The organism is Brevibacterium sp. SIMBA_078 (assembly GCF_046534565.1).
Classification (GTDB): domain Bacteria; phylum Actinomycetota; class Actinomycetes; order Actinomycetales; family Brevibacteriaceae; genus Brevibacterium.
On the sequence record NZ_JAWRYQ010000001.1, the window covers coordinates 63,779 to 83,996 of the forward strand.

14 protein-coding genes are annotated in these 20,218 nt (G+C 64.3%); 7 read left to right on the forward strand and 7 right to left on the reverse strand.

Annotation, left to right across the window (positions count from 1 at the left end; genetic code table 11):
* Window positions 1-35: 35 nt before the first annotated feature.
* Window positions 36-1,073 carry a type I pantothenate kinase gene (gene coaA / locus SB749_RS00290; RefSeq protein ID WP_025779539.1) on the forward strand — a complete coding sequence of 346 codons (1,038 nt, stop codon included), beginning with the start codon at window positions 36-38 and terminating at the stop codon, window positions 1,071-1,073.
* 249 nt (window positions 1,074-1,322) lie between these two features.
* The gene (locus SB749_RS00295) at window positions 1,323-3,185 is read left to right on the forward strand and encodes an ABC transporter ATP-binding protein (protein ID WP_410708456.1); all 1,863 of its coding nucleotides are present in this window, start codon (window positions 1,323-1,325) and stop codon (window positions 3,183-3,185) included.
* 89 nt (window positions 3,186-3,274) lie between these two features.
* Here SB749_RS00295 and glmM read toward each other — a convergent pair whose 3' ends face one another.
* The 3 genes from glmM to rplM all read right to left on the reverse strand — a co-directional run bounded on the left by glmM (window position 3,275) and on the right by rplM (window position 5,878).
* A complete protein-coding gene (gene glmM / locus SB749_RS00300) occupies window positions 3,275-4,627 on the reverse strand; it encodes a phosphoglucosamine mutase (protein WP_410708457.1) in 1,353 nt (450 codons plus the stop codon).
* Between the two features lie 265 nt (window positions 4,628-4,892).
* Window positions 4,893-5,402, reverse strand: coding sequence for a 30S ribosomal protein S9 (gene rpsI / locus SB749_RS00305; protein ID WP_025779545.1), 510 nt, complete (start codon window positions 5,400-5,402; stop codon window positions 4,893-4,895).
* Window positions 5,403-5,434: 32 nt separating this feature from the next.
* The gene (gene rplM / locus SB749_RS00310) at window positions 5,435-5,878 is read right to left on the reverse strand and encodes a 50S ribosomal protein L13 (RefSeq protein ID WP_101543309.1); all 444 of its coding nucleotides are present in this window, start codon (window positions 5,876-5,878) and stop codon (window positions 5,435-5,437) included.
* Window positions 5,879-6,198: 320 nt separating this feature from the next.
* Here rplM and SB749_RS00315 point away from each other — a divergent pair, with 320 nt between their 5' ends.
* Together SB749_RS00315 and SB749_RS00320 are read left to right on the forward strand one after the other, a co-directional pair.
* Window positions 6,199-8,616, forward strand: a complete 2,418-nt coding sequence (locus SB749_RS00315; protein WP_410708459.1) for a hypothetical protein — start codon at window positions 6,199-6,201, stop codon at window positions 8,614-8,616.
* Entirely contained in the window at window positions 8,613-10,850 is a 2,238-nt protein-coding gene (locus tag SB749_RS00320; protein ID WP_410708460.1) for a hypothetical protein, read from the forward strand. Before SB749_RS00315 ends, SB749_RS00320 begins: the two co-directional genes overlap by 4 nt.
* A 382-nt stretch (window positions 10,851-11,232) precedes the next feature.
* On the opposite strand, the gene SB749_RS00325 is transcribed toward SB749_RS00320, so the two are convergent.
* The 3 genes from SB749_RS00325 to SB749_RS00335 form a co-directional block, all read right to left on the reverse strand.
* Window positions 11,233-13,839: a bifunctional metallophosphatase/5'-nucleotidase gene (locus SB749_RS00325; RefSeq protein WP_410708461.1), complete on the reverse strand. Its 2,607-nt coding sequence runs from the start codon at window positions 13,837-13,839 to the stop codon at window positions 11,233-11,235.
* Window positions 13,840-14,070: 231 nt separating this feature from the next.
* Entirely contained in the window at window positions 14,071-14,925 is an 855-nt protein-coding gene (truA, locus tag SB749_RS00330; protein ID WP_410708462.1) for a tRNA pseudouridine(38-40) synthase TruA, read from the reverse strand.
* Window positions 14,922-15,548, reverse strand: a complete 627-nt coding sequence (locus SB749_RS00335) for a LemA family protein (protein WP_370036448.1) — start codon at window positions 15,546-15,548, stop codon at window positions 14,922-14,924. The genes truA and SB749_RS00335 overlap by 4 nt, the downstream gene beginning before the upstream one ends.
* Window positions 15,549-15,798: 250 nt before the next feature.
* Between SB749_RS00335 and SB749_RS00340 the strand changes: the two genes are divergently transcribed.
* The gene (locus tag SB749_RS00340; RefSeq protein WP_248283937.1) at window positions 15,799-16,980 is read left to right on the forward strand and encodes a glycosyltransferase family 4 protein; all 1,182 of its coding nucleotides are present in this window, start codon (window positions 15,799-15,801) and stop codon (window positions 16,978-16,980) included.
* Window positions 16,981-17,277: 297 nt separating this feature from the next.
* Here the strand turns inward: SB749_RS00340 and SB749_RS00345 are convergent, their stop codons facing one another.
* Window positions 17,278-18,225, reverse strand: a complete 948-nt coding sequence (locus SB749_RS00345) for an Lrp/AsnC family transcriptional regulator (protein WP_410708463.1) — start codon at window positions 18,223-18,225, stop codon at window positions 17,278-17,280.
* 142 nt (window positions 18,226-18,367) lie between these two features.
* Between SB749_RS00345 and SB749_RS00350 the strand changes: the two genes are divergently transcribed.
* Both SB749_RS00350 and SB749_RS00355 read left to right on the forward strand, forming a co-directional pair.
* Window positions 18,368-19,312: an ABC transporter permease gene (locus SB749_RS00350; protein ID WP_410708464.1), complete on the forward strand. Its 945-nt coding sequence runs from the start codon at window positions 18,368-18,370 to the stop codon at window positions 19,310-19,312.
* Window positions 19,313-19,323: 11 nt separating this feature from the next.
* Entirely contained in the window at window positions 19,324-20,211 is an 888-nt protein-coding gene (locus tag SB749_RS00355; protein ID WP_410708465.1) for an ABC transporter permease, read from the forward strand.
* Window positions 20,212-20,218: the final 7 nt, after the last annotated feature.

Below are 20,218 nucleotides of genomic sequence, written 5' to 3' on the forward strand. Positions count from 1 at the left end.
CGGGCGGCGAACATGACGCATGACACAATGGTGGAATGAGCCATGTCGACCCTCAATTGGACCGTGCGCGCAAGCTCGCCGGCCTCAATACCGCCCGGCGCAGCGAGCCGGACACGACGTCTCCGTTCTGGGAGTTCGATCGGGAGGTGTGGGGTACGCTCGCCCAGGCTACGCCGCTGCCGCTGAAGCAGCGCGATATCGAACGGCTGCGCGGGCTCGGCGATCGGATCAACCTCGACGAGGTGGCTCAGGTCTATCTGCCCCTGTCACGGCTGCTCAACCTCTACGTCTCCGCACGGCGGGCGAAGCACGACCTGACCAGGGAATTCTTCTCTCCGCTGCACGAACGCGGGTTGGAACCGCAGGATGCCAAGCGCACGCCCTTCGTCATCGGCGTCGCCGGATCGGTGGCCGTGGGCAAGTCGACGACGGCACGTGTGCTGCGCGAGCTGCTCGCCCGCTGGCCCGACACTCCGCGCGTCGAGCTCATCACCACCGACGGATTCCTCTACCCCAATGCCGAACTCGACCGTCGCCGCCTCAACGGGCGGAAGGGATTCCCCGAATCCTACGACCGGCGCAAGCTGCTCAAGTTCATCTCCGCCGTGAAATCCGGGGCTCCCGAGGTCCGTGCGCCTGTGTACTCGCACCACACCTATGACATCGTTCCCGGCGCCGAGGTGGTCGTGCGCTCCCCCGATGTCCTCATCGTCGAGGGCCTCAACGTCCTCCAACCCGCCCGCCCCCGTCAGGACGGAACCGTGGGCTTGGCCATCAGCGACTATTTCGACTTCTCCGTCTACGTCGATGCGCGCTCCCGTGATATCCGCCAGTGGTACATCTCGCGGTTCCTCAAACTCAAGCACGGTGCGTTCCAGGACGAGGACTCGTACTTCCACCGGTACTCGCAGCTCGACGACGACGAGGCGATCACCTTGGCCACGGAGATCTGGGACTCCATCAACTTCCCGAACCTGCGCGAGAACGTCCAGCCCAGCCGCGGCCGAGCCGATCTCGTGCTCCACAAATCCTCCGACCACACGATCCGGAAGGTGCAGCTGCGGAAGCTGTGACGGTAGTTGCCGGGTCGGAGCATCAGGTCTTGGCGGCCGCCTCGGCGAGCTTGTAAGCGGACCTGTGAGGGGAGTCGCCGGGCGGTGGGGAAATAGTTTCACCGCTCTGGCGGTTGCACAGTATGCACTGAACTACTCACCGCCGGCAGGCCACCCGCCCGCGGCGGCGGCCGGATGCGAGCGATCCTCGCGCCGTCACGGGCTCCCCCGTGCATGCTCGGTCGTTTCGGCAGCAGAAAGGGACCCAGTATGAGCGTGCCATCCGCACATCACCTCATGTACTCCTCGGTCAAGAGCAAGAAGACCCCCGAGACGCGCATCCAACCGGGCATCTACAAGCGGATCGCCGGGTATGCAACCCGGCACAAGCGCAAACTCATCATCTTCCTGCTGCTGTCCGTACTCACCGCGGGCATCGGCGTCCTCAACCCGGTGCTCGCGGGCGACGTCGTCAACGCGATCACCGGCGGCGGGCCCGTGTCCACGGTCGTGTGGCTGGCCGTGGCCATCGGCGGGTTGGCCATCGCCGATGCGGCCATCTCGATCACGAACCGGTACCTGTCCTCACGGATTGGTGAGGGACTCATCTTCGATCTGCGCACGGCCGTCTATGATCACGTCCAGTCGATGCCGATCGCATTCTTCAACCGCACCCGCACCGGCGCCCTGGTCTCCCGGCTGAATACGGACGTCATCGGTGCGCAGCGAGCGTTTTCGAACACCTTGTCCGGCATCGTGTCGAACTTCGTCTCCCTCGCCCTGACCGTCGGCGTCATGGTCACGATCTCCTGGCAGGTGACCGTGCTGTCGATCCTGCTGCTGCCGCTGTTCATCATCCCCACCCGTATGCTCAGCGGGAAGCTCGCATCCCTGCAGTTCGAAGCGGCCAACAATTCCGCAGACATGTCGACCCGCATGACCGAGCGCTTCTCCGCCGCCGGTGCCACCCTGGTCAAACTCTTCGGCAATCCTCGCCAGGAGAACGAGGAGTTCGCCGACCGCGCCGGCCAGGTCCGCGATATCGGGGTCAAGGTTGCGATGCTGCAGTCGACGTTCGTGTCCTCGCTGACTCTGGTCTCCGCCCTGGCGCTGGCTCTCGTCTACGGCGTCGGCGGTGCACAAGCCGTCGTCGGCAACCTCAACGCCGGACAGGTTGTGACCCTGGCACTGCTGCTGACCAGGCTCTACACGCCGCTGACGATGCTCGCCAACGCACGCCTGGACATCCAGAGCGCCGTGGTGTCGTTCCAGCGGGTGTTCGAGATCCTCGATCTCGTGCCCTACTTCAAGGAGCCTTCGCAGCCAAAGGCCCTGCCCACCGGTGGGCTGGATGTGCAGTTCGATCACGTCGACTTCGCCTACCCCAGCGCCTCGCAGGTCAGCCTGGCCAGCCTCGAAGACGTCTCCGTGCTCGACACCCGCGGCGGCGATCAGGTTCTCCACGATCTGAGCTTCACGATCCCCGCCGGGCACACCGTTGCCCTCGTCGGATCCTCGGGTGCGGGAAAGTCGACGATCGCGGCGCTGCTGCCTCGGCTCTACGACGTCACGGGCGGCACGATCACCATCGGCGGCGTCGATGTCCGCGATCTGTCGTTCGCCGATCTGCGCGAGGCCGTCGGCGTCGTCACCCAGGACGGTCATGTATTCCACGAGTCGATCCGCGCCAACCTGGCGCTGGTCAATCCCGATGCCACCGAGGAGCAGATGCTCGATGCCATCGACCGGGCACAGTTGAGAAGCGTCATCGATGCGCTTCCCGATGGACTGGACACGGTCGTCGGCGAACGCGGGTACCGTCTCTCCGGAGGCGAGCGTCAGCGCCTGACCATCGCCCGGATGCTGCTGGCGTCTCCGGAGATCGTCGTGCTCGATGAGGCCACCTCGGCGTTGGATTCGACGAATGAGGCCGCGATCCAGCGTGCCCTGGCCCAGGCGATGCACGGGCGGACGGCTCTGGTCATCGCCCACCGTCTGTCGACGATCCGGCAGGCCGACACGATCCTCGTCGTCGAAGCCGGTCGCATCATCGAGAAGGGCACTCACGAGGAGCTCGTCGGTCGCGGCGGCCGCTACGCCGAGCTCTACGCCACCCAGTTCGCCTCGAGCTGAACGTCGATCAAGGGCCCGCCCGAATATGCTGCGGCGTACCGCGACATATCTGAGCGAGCCCTTGATCGAGCAAAAGGCACCGGCACCGCCTACAGCGCGAGGTGCTCCTTGACCGACGCGGCCAGGCGCTCGGCCTGGGCGGAGGCGGCATCCTCGGTGGCGGCTTCGACCATGACGCGGATGAGCGGCTCGGTGCCCGAGGCACGCAGCAGCACGCGACCGGTGTCGGCGAGTTCGGCCTCGACGGCGGCCACCTCGGCAGCGACCTGCGGGTGATCGACGTTGTTCTTGTCCACGCCCTTGACGTTGACGAGTGCCTGCGGCAGCTGCGGGATCTCCGCGGCGAGGTCGGCCAGAGTCCGCTTGGCGTCGGCCATCCGCTTCATCAGGTGCAGGGCGGTCTGCACTCCGTCGCCGGTGGTGCCGTGATCGAGCATGAGCACGTGTCCGGACTGCTCCCCGCCGAGCGCATACCCGTCGGCGAGCATCCGCTCGAGCACGTAGCGGTCGCCGACAGCGGTCTGCACCGTCTCGATGCCGTACTTGTCCATCGCCTGCTTCAGACCCAGGTTCGACATGACGGTCGTGACAAGGGTGTTTCCGCGCAGCACGCCGAGCTCCTTGAGTCCGATCGCCAGGATGCCCATGAGCTGGTCGCCGTTGACGACCCGACCCAGCGAATCCACGGCCAGGCAGCGGTCGGCGTCGCCGTCGAAGGCTACGCCGAGGTCGGACTGAGTCTCGACGACGAGCCGCTGCAGCGGTTCGAGGTGGGTCGAGCCCACACCGTCGTTGATGTTGAAGCCGTCGGGTTCGGCGGCGGAGACGATGACTTCGGCGCCGGCCTGGCGCAGTGCGGCGGGTCCGACGATCGAGGCGGCACCGTGGGCGCAGTCGACGACGACCTTGAGCCCCGACAGCGGACGCACATTGTCGGCGTCGACGCAGCGCACGAGGTGCTCGGTGTACTCATCGGCAGCGGCCGGGTAGCGCGAGATGCGGCCGACGTCCGCGCCGGTCGGACGGTCCCAGTCCTCATCGAAGATCGCGAGGATCTCGTCCTCGACTGCGTCGTCGAGCTTCGTGCCTCCGGCGGCGAAGAACTTGATGCCGTTGTCGGGCATGGGATTGTGAGAGGCGGAGATGACGACACCGAAGGCCGCGCCGGTGTCCTTGACGACCTGGGCGATGCCCGGCGTCGGCAGCATTCCCGCGTCGAGGACGTCGACTCCGGTCGAGGCGATGCCGGCGCTCAGTGCTGCGGAGAGGAATTCGCCGGACACACGCGTATCACGTCCGACCACGGCGAAGGGGCGCTTCTCACCCGTCCAGCCGCGGCTGAGCACGCGAGAGCCTGCGACCGAGAGCTGGAGCGCGAGTTTGGCCGAGATATCGCGATTGGCCAGTCCGCGCACTCCATCGGTGCCGAAGAGTCGAGACATAGTGGAGATCCTTTCGTCAATGTCGGAGTCGATCTTAGTCGATCCGCGGGGTGTCGCTCGTGATATCAGCACCCTCGCCGAGGCGGCCGACCGCAGTCGCGGTCGAGCGCAGCGCCGGCCACGTCAGTGACCGTGTGAGATGAGTCCGGATATGAGAAATGCGGCCCCGAACCAGGTTCGGGACCGCATTCTCATGTTCATGATGCTGAACTGTCGATGACTGCGACTCAGTGGCAGACCAGCCGCAGTCGGTTCGCCAGCGAGATCAGCGCTTCGAGAACTGAGGTGCCTTGCGGGCCTTCTTGAGACCGGCCTTCTTGCGCTCAGGGACGCGAGCATCGCGGCTGAGGTATCCGGCCTTCTTCAGCTCGGCGCGGTTGGACTCCGCGTCGATCTGGTTGAGCGAACGAGCCACGCCCAGGCGGACGGCACCGGCCTGGCCGGAGGGTCCACCGCCGGAGATCCGGACGATGACGTCGAAGCGTCCGCCCAGGTCCAGCAGGGTGAAGGGCTCATTGACGAGCTGCTGGTGCAGCTTGTTCGGGAAGTACTCTTCGAGAGTACGTCCGTTGATGGTCCACTCACCGGTGCCGGGAACGAGGCGCACACGAGCAATTGCCTGCTTGCGGCGGCCGACTCCGTTGCCGGGGGCGGTCAGGGACTGTCCACGTCCACCGGCGGTGCTTTCGCCCAGGCCTGCGGATGCGGGAGTCTCGGAAGTGTATTCGGTGATCTCTTCTTCGACAGTTTCTGTCGCGTTGGTGGTATCAGCCACGGTTCTCCTCGGTATGTCTAGAGCTCAGGCGCTTACTGCGCGACCTGGCTGAGTTCGTACGGCTGCGGATTCTGAGCGGCGTGCGGGTGCTCGGCACCTGCATAGACCTTCAGCTTCTGCATCTGGGCACGTCCGAGACGAGTCTTCGGGACCATACCGGCGACAGCCTTTTCGACTGCACGCTCGGGGTGGGTGGCGAGGAGCTCGGCATAGTTCACGCTCTTGAGGCCACCGGGGTATCCGGAGTGGCGGTAAGCGCGCTTCTTCTCGAGCTTCGCACCTGTCAGCGCGACCTTGTCGGCGTTGATGATGATGACGAAGTCACCGGTGTCGGTGTTCGGAGTGAACGTAGTCTTGTGCTTGCCGCGCAGGAGGCGTGCAACCTGCGAAGCAAGGCGACCGAGCACCTGGTCAGTGGCGTCGATGACGTGCCACTGGTGCTCAACGTCACCGGACTTAGCTGTATACGTACGCAAAAGTAGCCTTCTTTTCGTATCTGTGTTCAGTGCAGCGCCGGATCCTCATCGGGTCGTGAGTCCAATGGGTCTCAAGCGCTGGTTGTCTTCAATCGGGTGAACCTATCGACGCATTCCCCTCACCTACGGGCCTGCAACGCATGAGGCTATGTAAGGGAGTGCGACAAGCACACACAACGACAATCAAATATACATGCCCGCAGGCCCGGGGAGCAAACGACCAGAGCGGTCTCAGGGCCAGCTGAAACCCGAGCCGATAGTATTGATCTGTGCCGACTCACTCCAGCCTGCCCTTCCGACTTCCCGCATTGAGAATCCTGATGCTGGGTCTCCTGGTCGGGCTCCTGACGGCAGGCCTCGCACTCGGCCCCTCCTCCGCGTCGGCATCAACCGACGGTCCGGCATCAACGGACAGTATGGCGTCGGACGACGGTTCGGCTGCGAACGCGAATGCGTCCTCCGCGCAGTCCACTGACACCAGCAGGCCCCCGGCCGGGCAGACGGTCGTCTTCGGCGTTCCGGGTCTGACCATCGATGATATCGATCCCGAGCGCACTCCGAACCTTTACAGTCTGCTCTCCGAGGGTGCGGCCGCGAACCTCAATGTGCGCACGATCGGCTCGGCCACCTGCCCCGCCTCCGGTTGGCTGTCCTTCGGGGCAGGCGCCCGCGCACAAGCCGGACCTTCCCCCATCGCCGAGGATGCCGACCCCGATGACTCGGCACGCTGCCCGACGATGATCGCCCCCACCACGGACGGATCCGTGGACACCGAGGACGGGGCCGCCTCGGAGAAGGAGGTGGCGAACAGTGATGAAGCTCATGGCGACGAATCCGCGGCCGGAACGACGACGGCTCGGATCGAGGGCTTCGATGCGGTCAAGGAACCCAATATCGGCTCCGGCTACTCAGTCGACTACGGCATGCTCGCGCGCACCGTGACTGAAGCCGGCAAGGCCGTGCCCTCCGGCACCGATGCGACCGATGCGGACTCCCTGCTCGAACCATGCCTCGCAGCCGAGGGGCCCGGCGCAGCCTATGCAGCCGCGGACGAAGACGGGGTGGTGACGAACTTCACGGACGATGCGACGGCCACGGACTGCCGCCTCGGCGTCGTCGACCTCGGCGCGATCGGCATCCGCTCCTGGCTGTTCGACCCGATCCCGAACTACTCCTATACCGTTCCGCCGAACTACGACCGGGAGACCCGCGTCGCCGAAGCCGACCGCCGCCTCGGCGTGCGTCTGCAGGAAGTGCGGGAGAAAGCGAAGGACGGGGCCGCGGATCCGACGATCATCGTCGCCGGCCTCGGTGACAGTTCCGGACTGCCGCAGCTGCGCGCGTTCATCGCTTCCGGGCCCGGCTTCGAACCCGGGTCCCTGTCCTCGGCGACGACCCGCACCCCGGGGCTGCTTCAGATCACCGATCTGGCGCCGGGCATCCTCGATGTCCTCGACGTCGATTCCCCGCGCGCCGTCGGCTTCGACTCCACCCCGACCGATGATGATCCGCAGCAGCGCATCGACGATCTCGTCGCCGAGGCGCAGAAGTCGACGACGATCCATCAGAATCTCTCGACGTTCTCTATCACTCTTGACGTCATCTTCTACGTCCTCTTCATCGCGTGCGCGGTCCTGCTCAACCGCTCCATCCTCGGTCGCCGAGGCGGCGCCACCCTTGCGCCCCACGTCCACCGATTCCTCGGTTGGGTGTCCCTGGGCGTCGCGGCCCTGCCGATGGGAGCGTTCCTCGCCGGGCTCCTTCCCTGGTCGAGAATGGCCGACCCCGGGCTCGGCCTGTTCCTCTCGGTCATCGGCACGGCCGCCGTTCTGTTCGCCTTCGCCCTTATCCCGCCATGGGGTCGAACCTGGAGAGGACGGGTCGGCGCCCTGGCCGGGGCGAACCTGCTCATCCTCGCGACCGACCTGGCCACCGGGTCCCATCTGCAGGCGAACTCGCTGCTCGGCTACAACCCGATCGTCGGCGGTCGCTACTACGGTCTCGGCAATCAGGGTGCGGCGATCTTCATCGTCAGCCTCTTCATCTTCCTTGGGCTGATGGTCTCGTGGTTGCGGGCGCGCGGGCACCGAAAGGCAGTGATCATCGTGCCGGTCGTCGTCGGACTGGCCGCCGTGTTCGTCTCCGGTAATCCCTCCTGGGGAGCGAAGTTCGGCGGCACGATCGCCATCCTCGCCGGTCTCATGGTCCTGCTGGCGCTTCTGTCGAAGATCCGACTGACTCTGCTGCGCCTCGCCCTCATCGGTCTGTCTTCGCTGGCCGTGCTCATCGGCATCGCCTTCCTCGACTGGCTGCGCCCGGCCGGGACACGCTCTCATTTCGGCACGTTCTTCGACCAGATCGTCACCGGTGAGGCCCTGCAGGTCGTCGGCCGCAAGCTCGGCGCGAACCTCCACATCATCCAGGTCAATCCGGCTCTGGCCATCGTCACCCCGCTCGCGGCCATCGCGATCCTCATCTTCCTCCGCTACCTCCTCCACTTCCCTCGCGTCCACGCCGGCAGCCGGACCGGGCGTCTGGTCAACAAATGGCGCGGACGGCTCCCCCAGCTCTTCACCGATTCCGACCTGCACTATGGATTCTTGGCCGCCGCCACCGGACTCGGCGTCGGGCTCGTGCTCACCGATTCCGGGGTCGCCGTGCCCTCGACCGGAGCCATGGTTCTGCTGCCCTTCCTGCTGGCGCTCAGTGCTGAACACGCCGAGGAGGCTCACCGATGAGAGCCCCCGTGACCTCCCCCGCCGCTCGAGTTCTGCTCGGGATCCTGGCCATCGCCCTGTTCGTCCTCGGCCTGCCCCAAGCCGGGCAAGCGGCGTTGGGCGCGGGTCCGTCTGCAGGTGCGGGCGCGTCGGCTCGGGCCGACTCCCAGGCGGCAGGCAAGAACGGGGGCACGGCTCCGGCCACGGAAGACGACGACAGTGGGGCCGCCTCGGCGAATCCTGGGGTCGTGTCGATCAACGTCTCCGGGTTCAGCTTCGAGGATCTCGATCCGCGCACCACACCGCACCTGTGGGTGATGATGAAGGGCGGGCAGATCGGGACGATCACACCGCGCAGCGTGCGCTCGACGAGCTGCCCGGTCGACGGCTGGTTGGGACTCGGATCCGGGCGGCGGGCCGCCGACGAACCCCGCGATCAGTGCCGCGAGCCGGCATCTCCCCTCGACGGCTGGGTCGCCGATTGGGACGTGTACGCACAGGTGGCACGCGGCGACAACTACGATGCCTCCCTCGGGGCGCTGGCCGAGGCAGTGCCCGATATCCGCGCCTTCGGCAACGGTGCCTCCATCGCGGCGGCCACCCCAACCGGCCGCGTCGAGAACTGGTCGCCCGTCGGATCCGACCTGGGCGCGGACGTCGCGAAGTCGGCCGCAGACGGCGAGCTCGCCCTTGTCGATCTCGGCAATACCGCAGCCGACGGCTATTCGCTGAAGAATCTCGACGCTCAGGTCGGGGACATCCTCGAATCGACCGGGTGGATGAGCCCGGATCGGCCGAACCGCCTCGGCGAGGGACGCGTTCCCGTGATGTTCTCCTCGATCGCCGACGGCGCGCACGAAGGGTCGTCGATGCAGGCGACGATGGTGGTCGCCCCGGGCGAGCAGGCGGGGCTGCTCACCTCGTCGTCGACGCGGCAGCCGGGACTGGTGCAGGTGCCCGACCTGGCGCCGACGCTCGTGGCATTGTCCGGGGCCGAGGAGATGGACAATGCGGCCGGGGCGCCGATGACCTCGGGGGCGCATGGCTCCGATTGGCACTCGCGCTATCAGGCGGTGCTCGACCGGCAGGTGGCGGTGAAGACGCAGAACGATCTGTCGACATGGTTCTTCCCGGTCGTCGCGGTGCTCATGATCGGCCTGTTGGCGTTGGCATGGTTCATGCGGAAGAACCACCGGGAGCTCGTCCATTCCGGGGCGTACCGCCTCGGTGTCATTTTCGCGGCGATGCCGATCTCGACGTACCTGGTCAATACCGTGCCGTGGGAGCGGGCGACGAACCCGGACATCGCGATGCTCGGAGCTTTGGCCGGGTGGGCGCTGCTCCTCGGGGTGCTGGCGCTGCTCGGGCCCTGGCGGCGGCACAAGTTCGGGCCGGTGCTCTTCGTGTCCACCGTGACCGTCGCCGTGCTCGCCTACGACGTCGTCACCGGATCTCAGCTGCAGATGTCGACGCTGTTGGGTGAGCCCCTGCTCATCGCTTCCCGGTTCTACGGGATCGGGAACTCGGCGCTGGCGCTGTACTGCTGTGCGCAGCTGATGGCGGTCGCCGGGTTCGCGTCCCTGGTGACCAAGCCGCTGCATCGCGTCCTCATCGTCACCCTTCCCGTGCTCGTCTCCTGCGTCATCCTCGCGGCACCCGGACTGGGCACGAAGTTCGGTTCCGTGCCGACCCTCATCATCGGAGTCGCCTACCTCGTGCTGGCCGCGGCGAGCATCCGGTTCTCGCTCAAACGGCTGGGGCTGACGGTGGGCATTGCCGGATTCGTCATGCTCACCGTGCTGTTCCTCGACTGGCTGCGCCCGGCCGATCAGCGCACGCACTTCGGACGGTTCTTCGACTCGATCATCAGCGGTCAGGCGCTCAGCGTTCTGGCCCGCAAGATCGGTATGAATATCGACATCCTCACCCAGTCGTGGATGACTCTGGTGCTGCCGCTGGTCATCATCGGTGTGTTCTGGATGGCGCTCGACCCTGCGCGCTTCCGACTGCACGGGCTTCAGGACACTTATCGGCGGATCCCGCTGTTGAGGGCGGCGTTGATCAGCTTGGCAATTCTGCTGGGGGTCGGCACTCTCATCAACGACTCGGGCATCGTCGTGCCGGCCGTCGGCATCCTCTTCCTCGTCCCGGTGCTCACTCACCTCGAGACCTTCCGCGCCGGCCGCCCGCCGGTCCCGCCGACGTCGCCCACCGGCGACGGTGCCGACGGCTCCGATGCATCGTCACGCCCCTGACGCTGCGGGCATCACGCACCGGTAGCGTCAGCACCCACCCTTCCTCGCAAACCGCCCCCGCAGCGAATCAACGCCTCGGTGCACCGGGGCGACGTGCGACTACCGGGTGGAGATGACGTCAAGGGTGCGGGATGCATCGCGCCAAACGCCCCTCACCGACACATCTGTCACCGTTAGTCGCAGCACCCACCCTTCCTCGCGAACCGCCCCCGCAGCGAATCAACGCCCCGGTGCACCGGTGCGACGTGCGACTACCGGGTGGAGATGACGTCAAGGGTGCGGGATGGTCCCGCGGGAACTGTTCCGGTGAGCAAAGAGTCTGAGAATGACGGCGGGCCGGAGAGAAGAACTCTCCGGCCCGCCGGTCTGATGCCGGCCTGACTCAGCTCTGGAGGCTGAGCTTGCGGCGGCGGACGATCGTGACCGCAGTGGCGCCGGCGACGATGAGCGCCAGAGCCGCAGCGACGATGTTGAAGGTCTCGAAGCCGGTGCGCGGCAGGTCGCCACCGTCCTTCGAACCGTTCGCATCAGCCCCGGAGCCATCGGCCGAACCGCCGTCGGCCGATGCATCTGCACCGTTCGCGTTGCCGCCAGCTGCGCTGTCGCCGCCATCGGCATTGCCACCGGCCGCACTGTCTCCGCCGTCAGCAGCGCCGCCATCGGCATTGCCGCCGTCGGCGGAACCGTCATCGCCGGCCGAGGCATTCGCATCGTCACCGACTGCAGCGGTGGCTTCGAACTCATGCGCCAGCGGCAGCGGGTTGTCATCCCACCATGGACCATCGACGTTCGCCTGCACGTCAGCTTTGACGGTCACCTCACCGGAGGCGTCCTTCGGTGCCGTCACCGTCACAGCAGTCTGGGACTCCCCCGCCGGGATCGAATCGAGGGTGATCGTCTTGGCCGCCTCGGCGCTGACCTCAGGGGCCTTGCCCTTGGTGGCGCTGCTGGAAGCAGACTGGGACTCGGACTGCGCGGCCGCCTCGGCGGTATAGCCCTCCGGCAGATCGACGGTGACGTCGATGGGACCCGCGACCTCGGACTTCGCATTCGTCTTGAGCGCGAACTCAGCGCTCTCACCGGGCTTGATGGCCTTCGGCCCGGTCAGCTCGGCGCTCAGATCACCGTTGTCGATGACGTCCTTGGCCGCGTCTGCCTGGCGTTCGTTCTTGTCCGGGGTGACGTCCTCGCCTTCGGCCTGGTGCTTGTTGAAGTAGTTCTCCCAGGTCTCGAAGTCGGTGAGTCCCGACTGCTCGAAATCGCCCTTGGCGAAGGAGGAGAAGTTGTCACCGCCGGTGGCGAGGAAGCTCAGCGTCGCGACCCGGTAGTCCTTGTTCGGGTCGATGTCCTTGCCATCGACCTTGACGGACTTCACGTGCTCGCCCTTGTCGGCATCCGTGTCATAGACGACGTCGAGGTCCTCGGAGATGCCCAGGTGGAGGAACGACCGAGAGGCGCCGTCGGGCTGCCACTGCTCTTCGAAGAGGCCGATGACGTCCGACCCCTTCATCGTCACGACACCATGGTCGTTCGCGAAGGGAAGCACGCTGTTGAGCTCGGCAACGGTGACTTCGCACTTCTCTTCGGTGTTGTAGATGTCATCGCAGAGCAGGTCGGTGCGCAGTCCACCCGGGTTCGTGATGCCGAAGTCGGCTTCTTCCAGCTGGGTCTCTTCGACACCTTCCTTGAGCGCATCCGCGACGAGGTTGCCGAGCGTGGACTCGGCACCGCGGTCCTCCTCGCCGTCCTTCTTCGCTCGGGTGATGTCTTCGCTGATCGTGCCGGTGACCTCGGAGCCGAGCTCCTTGGCCTTGTCCTCTGCGTCGCTGACGATGCCGGCGACCTTGTCGACGACCTCGGAGTCATAGCTCTTGCCCTCGGTCTCGATGAGGTCGATGCCGCTGGCCTGCCAGTTGCTGTTGCCGTCGACTCTCATGGTCACCTGACCGACGTATTCGCCGTAGCTGCCGGCCTCGATGACGGGACGGGTGCGGTCGGGCTCCCCTGGCACCGGCGCTTCGAAGGCGTACGGCATATGAGTGTGGCCGGTGAACATGGCGTCGACCGAGGCGTCGGCCTCGGTGACGAGCTTCTTGAACTCCGCGTTCGACGCCTTCGCGTCCTCGAGGCTCTCTGTCGACGACGCGCCGAGGTGGGCCTCGACGACCGTCATATCCGGGCGTTCGGCCTCGGGGAGGTTCTCGAGATCGTCGGCGACGCGGTTGACTGCGTCCGTGGGGTCACCGAAGTCGAGGTCGGCGATGCCGTCCGGTGAGACGAGTGAGGCGGTGTCTTTGGTGACGACGCCGATGACGGCGATCTTGACTCCCGACACGTCGACGATGGAATACTCGTCGAGGCCGTCGACGACATTCTGTGTCCCCTTGTCATAGACGTTGGCCGCCGAGTAGGGGAAATCGGCTTCGTCACTCACTCGTCCCGTGAGGTCATCGATGCCTTTGTCGAATTCGTGGTTGCCGACCGCAGAGGCCTCGACACCCATGGCGTTCAGGACATCGAGCGTGGGCTTGTCGTTCTGCGATGAGGAGGTGTAGGTCGAAGCACCGATGTTGTCACCGGTAGAGAGCAGAGCGGTACCCCTGTTGTCGCCGCCGGTGCCGAACTTCGCTCGTTCCTCCTCGACCACCGAGGCGACCTGTGTACCCGCCTCGGAGATGCGTCCGTGGAAGTCGGTGATGTTGAGGAGCTGGACTTTGGTGCCCTCGGGCGCCGACTGCGCATCGCTGCCGGAGTCCTGCTCTTCACCGGCGTCGTCCGACGGCGCGGACTTACCGTCGGCGGACGAGTCGTCGGGCTCCGCGGGGTCCGCGGGAGCCGCGGGAGCCGCTTCACTCGGTGCCGTGGCACTGTCTTCAGCGGAGTTTCCGTTGCCCAGAGAGGGTGCCCCGATGGCAGGCGCGAGGCCGGGCAGAGTCAGCATTGACACTGCGGCGCCCGTGGCCAGCGCTTTGGTCACAAGTTTCGACATGTATTCGGTTCCTTCGATCGTTCAGTAAGGCGCACATCAACCGTGCCGGTGGGGATGAAGACGGATTCCATCCTGCAGTGCCAATGCGAACTGAAAGTTTCTTAAGTGTGAATCTACACAGGATTCTCACAACTGGAAAGAGGAATTCTCACATGATCGCGACTTGCGCGATAAAAGCCGACTTGAAGCTTCGGCTTGAAGCTTCGGACAGCAACCCGCCGAACCGTCGGCCTATTCCTGGTCGCGGCGGGCCATCGTCTGGGCGTTGCGAGCCGCGTAGTCCCCGGGTGCCGGATAGCCGACCTCGGTGAGGACGAGTCCTTCGGCAGGCGTGACGAACATGGGCACATCCGGGGTCAGCCCGGCGTCCGCCTCGGCGATGAGTTCGGCCGGGCGGGTCACCGCCCAATTGCCGGATCCGACCTTGATCAGTCCGCCGACGAGTGCACGGACCATGTGATGGCAGAAGGCGTCGGCGCGCAGATCGATGGTGATCACAGCATCCTGATCGCGTGAGACTCGCAGTTCGTGGAGGGTGCGGATCGTCGTCGCGCCCTCCCGGGGTTTGCAGAACGGCAGGAAATCGTGGAGCCCTTGGACCTCGCTCGCGGCCTCGGCCATGGCTTCGGCATCGAGTTCACCCTTGTGCCGCGGCGTCACCTGCGTCAGCAGCGGGTCGATGAATGACCGATGATCGGCCAACCGGTACTGATACGACCGCCACAGCGCAGAGAACCGGGCGTCGAAGTCCTCTGGCACCTCGGCCACCGCGTGGACGACGATGTCGTGGAACTCACCGGCGATGAGGACTCCGCGCAGACGTGACAGGAGGGCCGCCTCGGCGGATCGATTCGACTGGCCGATGAGCTTGCCGATCGCCTCGTCGCCCAGATCGATATGCACGACCTGACGGCGAGCGTGGACGCCGGAGTCGGTGCGGCCGGCGACGACGGTGGCCACCTCGGTGCCGGTGATCCTCTCCAGTCCGGATTCGATGGCGGCCTGGACCGTGCGCAGCCCCGGCTGCTTGGCCCAGCCATGGAAATCCGTGCCGCGATAGCCCAGGTCGAGGCGGAAGCGGGTCATCGGGTCATCCTCGCCGAGGCGGGGCCCGCCGTTCCGGGTCCGCCATCGTCATCGATCGCTTCGGTGAATGGGGCGCGGGGCTTGAAGACCCCGCCGAAGAGGCGGGAGACCAGTCGCGCCCGCTGCCGGTGATAGCGTTCGACGTTCGTGTTGTAGAAGCGCGCACCGGCGAGGATCCGTTCGGTGAGCACCTGCAGCTGACCGTGCAGAAGCTGGATCGTCGTGTCGATCTCTTCGTTGACCGCAGCCCGCTGGGAACGAGCAGCGTCCGAGGTGAGGGACCTCTCCGTCAGCGCCGCGGGGATGAGCGCGGCGTCATCGACGGCGTCGGTCAGAGCGTTTTCGGCTGCGGCGCCACGGTGGTCGAAGGGGGCGCGCTCGGCAGAGGCGAGCGCGAGTTCGAGCCGGGACAGGTCCTGTCCGGCGATCTGCTGGAGGGTGCCGAGATAGGCGGGCACGAGAGCGTGGCGGGCGCGGATCTCGCCGATGAGCTGGCGTTTGGCTTCGTCGCACAGCGACCGGGCCATGGACAGCTGGTTGAAGCGCAGGACGGTGAGGATGACGAAGAGGACGATGAGAGCGGCGAGCACGCAACCGCCGACGATGAACCAGACCACGGCCATTCCCCTCGTTCCATGTGCTGCGCGAGCATTTCCGAGACCTCAGTTTACGCGGGGTTCAGACTCGTCGCGAACAGGTCATCATCCGGACACCCACGCGCCTGAGAGCAGTCACTGAGAAGGGCCGCGTCCGGTCACCGGCCGCGGCATTCCGCCGTCACTGCAGCGGGAGTGGACCGATTTCGGCCAGATGTCGCCGACCTGTCGCCTTCGGGTCATGCGTTCGTCACCCGGCCGACCTTAGCTGGGGCACGTGAGAGTAGCGATCATTGCAGAATCCTTCCTCCCCAATATGAATGGGGTCACCCACTCACTCCTGCGGGTCCTCGACCATCTGGCCGACCGCGGCGACGAAGTCCTCGTCATCGCTCCGGGCACACGCAGGGACGGTCCGAAGGAGGTCGCCGGTGCCCGCATCGTCCGGGTTCCCTCGATCGCCTTGCCGAAGTATCGGCGCATCCGTGTCGCTCCCGGCGGCGTCACCCGCATCCGCCGACTGCTGCAGCGGTTCGCCCCGGACGTCGTCCATCTGGCCAGTCCGTTCGTCCTCGGATGGCGCGGGGTCCTCGCCGCCCAGGCACTGAATCTGCCGACCGTGGCGATCTACCAGACCGAGGTTCCCGCCTATGCCGCCCGGTACGGAATGCACGGCATCGAGGCCATGCTGTGGAACCACGTCCGCAATATCCACCAGCATTCCTCTCTGACGCTGGCCCCATCGTCGTACACGATCGATCAGCTGCAAGGGCTCGGGGTCGCCGAGGTGGCACTGTGGGCCCGTGGGGTCGATTCCTCCCGTTTCGACCCGGGTCACCGGTCCGAGGCCTGGCGTCGAAGCGTTGCCCCGAATGGTGAGAAGATCATCGGCTTCGTCGGCAGGTTGGCTGCGGAGAAGCAGGTCGAAGACCTTGCCGCGCTCACCGATCTGCCCGGGGCGAAGGTCGTCATCGTCGGTGACGGCCCCTGGCGGACGCGTCTGCAGCGGCTGCTGCCGGAGGCTCATTTCACCGGGTTCCTCGGCGGGGATGCTCTGGCCCAAGCTGTGGCGAGCTTCGACCTCATGGTCGCCCCGGGTGAGCTCGAGACCTTCTGCCAGACGATTCAGGAGGCCATGGCCTCCGAGGTGCCGGTCATCGCTCCCGCCAGAGGCGGCCCACTCGACCTCGTCGACTCCTCGCGCACCGGGTGGCTCTACACCCCGAAGGATCTCGGTGCCATGCGAGCGCATGCGGCGGACCTCCTCGGCGACGAGGCGAAACGGCGGGCCTTCGGGGTCGCCGGTCGTGAGCAGGTGCAGGCCAGGAGTTGGAAGAGCGTGTGCTCACAGCTCGTCGGCCACTATTCGCGGGCGATCGAGAATCCCGCCCCGCAGGTGCTCGGCCGCGGATTCAGCTCGATGGTCAACTCCGGATTGGAGAATCCGCTCCCCTACTGAGGTGACCGGCCTGCTGGAGGAATCCTGCGTTACTTCAGTATGATTTATCCCGCCCCTATTTCACCGCCTACTCAAGATTGCGACACTGCACCACGTTCTGTCGCCAATGTGCGACGAAATCTACATCGTGGTAGTGGGCAACAAGCGGAGTAGAGACTACCCGCCCAACGATTCAGCAAACCATTGCCCCTGAGAATCGGTCACTGCCCCGCCCCGGGGCGGGCCGCTCGCCGTCGTCTCTTCCACACCTCTAAGTTCCTTTTCTACCGAAAGCTCTCGGCCACTATCGGAACATCCCTAGGTACTCCTAGCACTGTTGCGCTTAGTCGTCGCTAGGACGATAGACAGACTGCTTTCTAAAACCATCCGGGTCCAAGGTCGCCCAGCAAGAAATTCGTCAACAAACTGGCGAGCGACGACATCGAACTTTAGAACGAACGTCCACTCCCCGGCGATCCTGACCGCGTACTTGACGGCCTCATCGGCAGCCAACAACCGCGATGCCTCTGAAATATCTGAGTCCTTAACCCTCAGCCACATGACAACTTCGGTGTTCAGCCCCAAATGCCGAGGAGGGAGGACCGCTCTGATCTGCATTTGCCCCTCGCGACGCAGTCGTTCCAGACGTCGTCTTACTGTGGCCACCGAAGTGCCTACTTGACGAGCAATTTCATCGTAGTTCTTTCGCCCATCTTCCTTAAGGACCCTCAGTATTGCAGCGTCTTCTGCGACAAGGTCAATTTCGTTTCCCAATTTGAGCTCAGCAGCTTGGGGACAACTAGCAAGTAGCACCTGCCGTTCGTCAGAGTTGAGCACTCCAGGCCGCCAAATCCTAGCAGTGCGCAGGTAGTTGAGGACTGGATAGGCTCGCCACTGCAAAATTCCGGGGATCGCTGGGAACTCATCAAGAAGAAACTTCTCCTGTTCGTCTAGGCCCACTGCGACAGCACCGATGACGTCGCTTGTTCCCGTCGTCAGATGAACCCAAAGAGCTGGATCGAGTTTGCTCATAGCAGTCGATGTCATCCGTGCCTGGCCAGGCCCACTATTTACTGCGAGCACGAAACCGTGCGCCGGCACGTTAAAGGCGACTATGCGGACTACCTCGCTCTTCAGCATCGCATTCCCTCGACGTGCCACTGTCCGTTCATTGACGCCGATCGCATTCGCAATTCTTTGCCACGATGCTCGACCGTCTATGTGCAACGCCTCGAGTATCTTCTGATCAGTGTCATTTTCAGACATCGGCCACATCCCTCCGCGCAAGTTTCCTCCACACATGTGTCTTAAATCATCAGTATGTATCAGTCCATTGACCTGAGAAATCGTCGACTGAATACTGGACGAATCCTCAAAAATGAGATTTGTGTCATAGATGGGAGTACATATGGCCGGATTCCTTCTGCGCCGTGCTGCGGCACTCATTCCTGTGCTGATAGTGGTCGCGATCGTCACCTTCCTTCTCATCCACATCATGCCCGGTGACGCAGCTGCAGTGATGTTGGGCCCCGAAGCTACTCCGGCACAGGTCGAAACCCTACGTGAAAGCCTTGGCCTGAATCAGCCTTTATATGTCCAGTTCTTCACATGGGTCGGCAACGCATTGCAAGGGGACCTCGGACAATCGTTCTTTATTGGACTCCCCGTATCCACCGTTATCCATGCCGCACTTGCACCGACGATCAACTTGGCAATCTTCGCGGAAGTAATCGCGATTCTCATAGGTGTCCCTGCGGGTATCGTCGCTGCGCGCAAACAGGGTAGCGCCACTGATCAGTCAGTGATGATCGGTGCACTGCTCGGAATCTCAGTACCGAGTTTCCTTCTCGGCCTCTTCCTCATGCTCGTATTTTCCGTGCTACTGGGCTGGCTCCCTGTAGCTGGCTACTCGCCGCTCGAGGACGGAGTCTTCGAAACACTGAAGTACCTCTTCCTCCCCGGGATAGCCCTCGGCAGCATGCAAGCTGCTCTGATTGCCCGAATGACACGCACTAGCATGCTCGAAACCTTGTCCAAGCCATACTTGAAGACGGCCAAGGCTAAGGGACTCTCGGGCAACCGGATCATTTACAAACATGCTCTGCGTAATGCTTCCATGCCGATCCTCACCACTATCGGACAGACGCTGGGTACGTTAGTCGCCGGAGCCGCAGTCGTTGAAACGGTGTTCAACGTCCCGGGAATCGGCCAGCTGATCATCAATTCCATAGAACGCCGAGACATCGTCGTCATCCAAGGAGTCATCCTTGTCATCGCTGTCTCTTATGTCCTCATCAATTTCCTCGTCGACGTTCTCTACAGCGTCCTCGACCCGCGCGTGAGACTTTCCTGAGGAGGACCATCATGACGGACACCATGACGATCGGTTCGCTCAATCGATTCAACAAGACCTACTCTCGGCGTTCGATGTTCATGAAACGATTCGGCGCCCATAAGTTGGCAATCACTGGCGGGATCGTGCTCGTCGCCATCTTCCTCATTGCCGTGATCGGCCCACTAATCGCCGGCGATCCACTATCGCTCAACCCTTCCGAGCGACTGGCGTCTCCGAGCCTTCAACATCCGTTCGGCACTGACAACTATGGTCGCGATATTCTGGCAAGAGCCGTCGCGGGGGCGAGAGTATCGTTGCTGGTGGGTGCCGTGACAGCATTCATTACTTCAGTGCTCGGTGCAGTCGTGGGCCTGTTCGCTGCTTACAACCGGATTGCTGATGCGATCCTCATGCGGATCTCCGACGGATTGATGGCTTTTCCAGCAATCCTCCTCGCAATCGCCATCATGGCGGCGATGGGGCAGCAGACCTCAAATGTGATCATCGCCCTGAGTATCGTCTTCACTCCTTATGTCGCAAGGATTGTCCGATCCGCCGCGCTCGTCGCCAAAGAACAGACATACGTCGAGGCACTGCGGTCGCAAGGAGCGTCGCTCTTCCGGATACTTTGGATCAACATCTTTCCCAACGTCCTTTCTCCACTCATCGTCCAAGCAACTTTCGTATTCGCGGACTCGATCATCACAGAGGCCGCTCTGAGCTTCCTCGGTGCAGGGGTTCCGCCACCCGCACCCAGCTGGGGAAACATGCTTCTTGACGGAAAAACGCTCATCTACAACGCCTGGTGGATGACCGTGTTTCCGGGGGCCTTCATCATGTCCACGATCCTTGCCGTCAACCTGCTCGGCGACGGTCTCCGCGATCTGCTCGATCCGACTTACAACCGCAGAAAGTGAGCTTAAA

Coding starts and splice junctions, on each gene's coding strand:
- SB749_RS00350 (WP_410708464.1), top strand. CDS start 18,368: ATGGCCGGATTCCTTCTGCGCCGTGCTGCGGCACTCATTCCTGTGCTG.
- truA (WP_410708462.1), bottom strand. CDS start 14,925: ATGACCCGCTTCCGCCTCGACCTGGGCTATCGCGGCACGGATTTCCAT.
- SB749_RS00345 (WP_410708463.1), bottom strand. CDS start 18,225: ATGTCTGAAAATGACACTGATCAGAAGATACTCGAGGCGTTGCACATA.
- SB749_RS00320 (WP_410708460.1), top strand. CDS start 8,613: ATGAGAGCCCCCGTGACCTCCCCCGCCGCTCGAGTTCTGCTCGGGATC.
- SB749_RS00355 (WP_410708465.1), top strand. CDS start 19,324: ATGACGGACACCATGACGATCGGTTCGCTCAATCGATTCAACAAGACC.
- SB749_RS00325 (WP_410708461.1), bottom strand. CDS start 13,839: ATGTCGAAACTTGTGACCAAAGCGCTGGCCACGGGCGCCGCAGTGTCA.
- coaA (WP_025779539.1), top strand. CDS start 36: ATGAGCCATGTCGACCCTCAATTGGACCGTGCGCGCAAGCTCGCCGGC.
- glmM (WP_410708457.1), bottom strand. CDS start 4,627: ATGTCTCGACTCTTCGGCACCGATGGAGTGCGCGGACTGGCCAATCGC.
- SB749_RS00335 (WP_370036448.1), bottom strand. CDS start 15,548: ATGGCCGTGGTCTGGTTCATCGTCGGCGGTTGCGTGCTCGCCGCTCTC.
- SB749_RS00315 (WP_410708459.1), top strand. CDS start 6,199: ATGCTGGGTCTCCTGGTCGGGCTCCTGACGGCAGGCCTCGCACTCGGC.
- SB749_RS00295 (WP_410708456.1), top strand. CDS start 1,323: ATGAGCGTGCCATCCGCACATCACCTCATGTACTCCTCGGTCAAGAGC.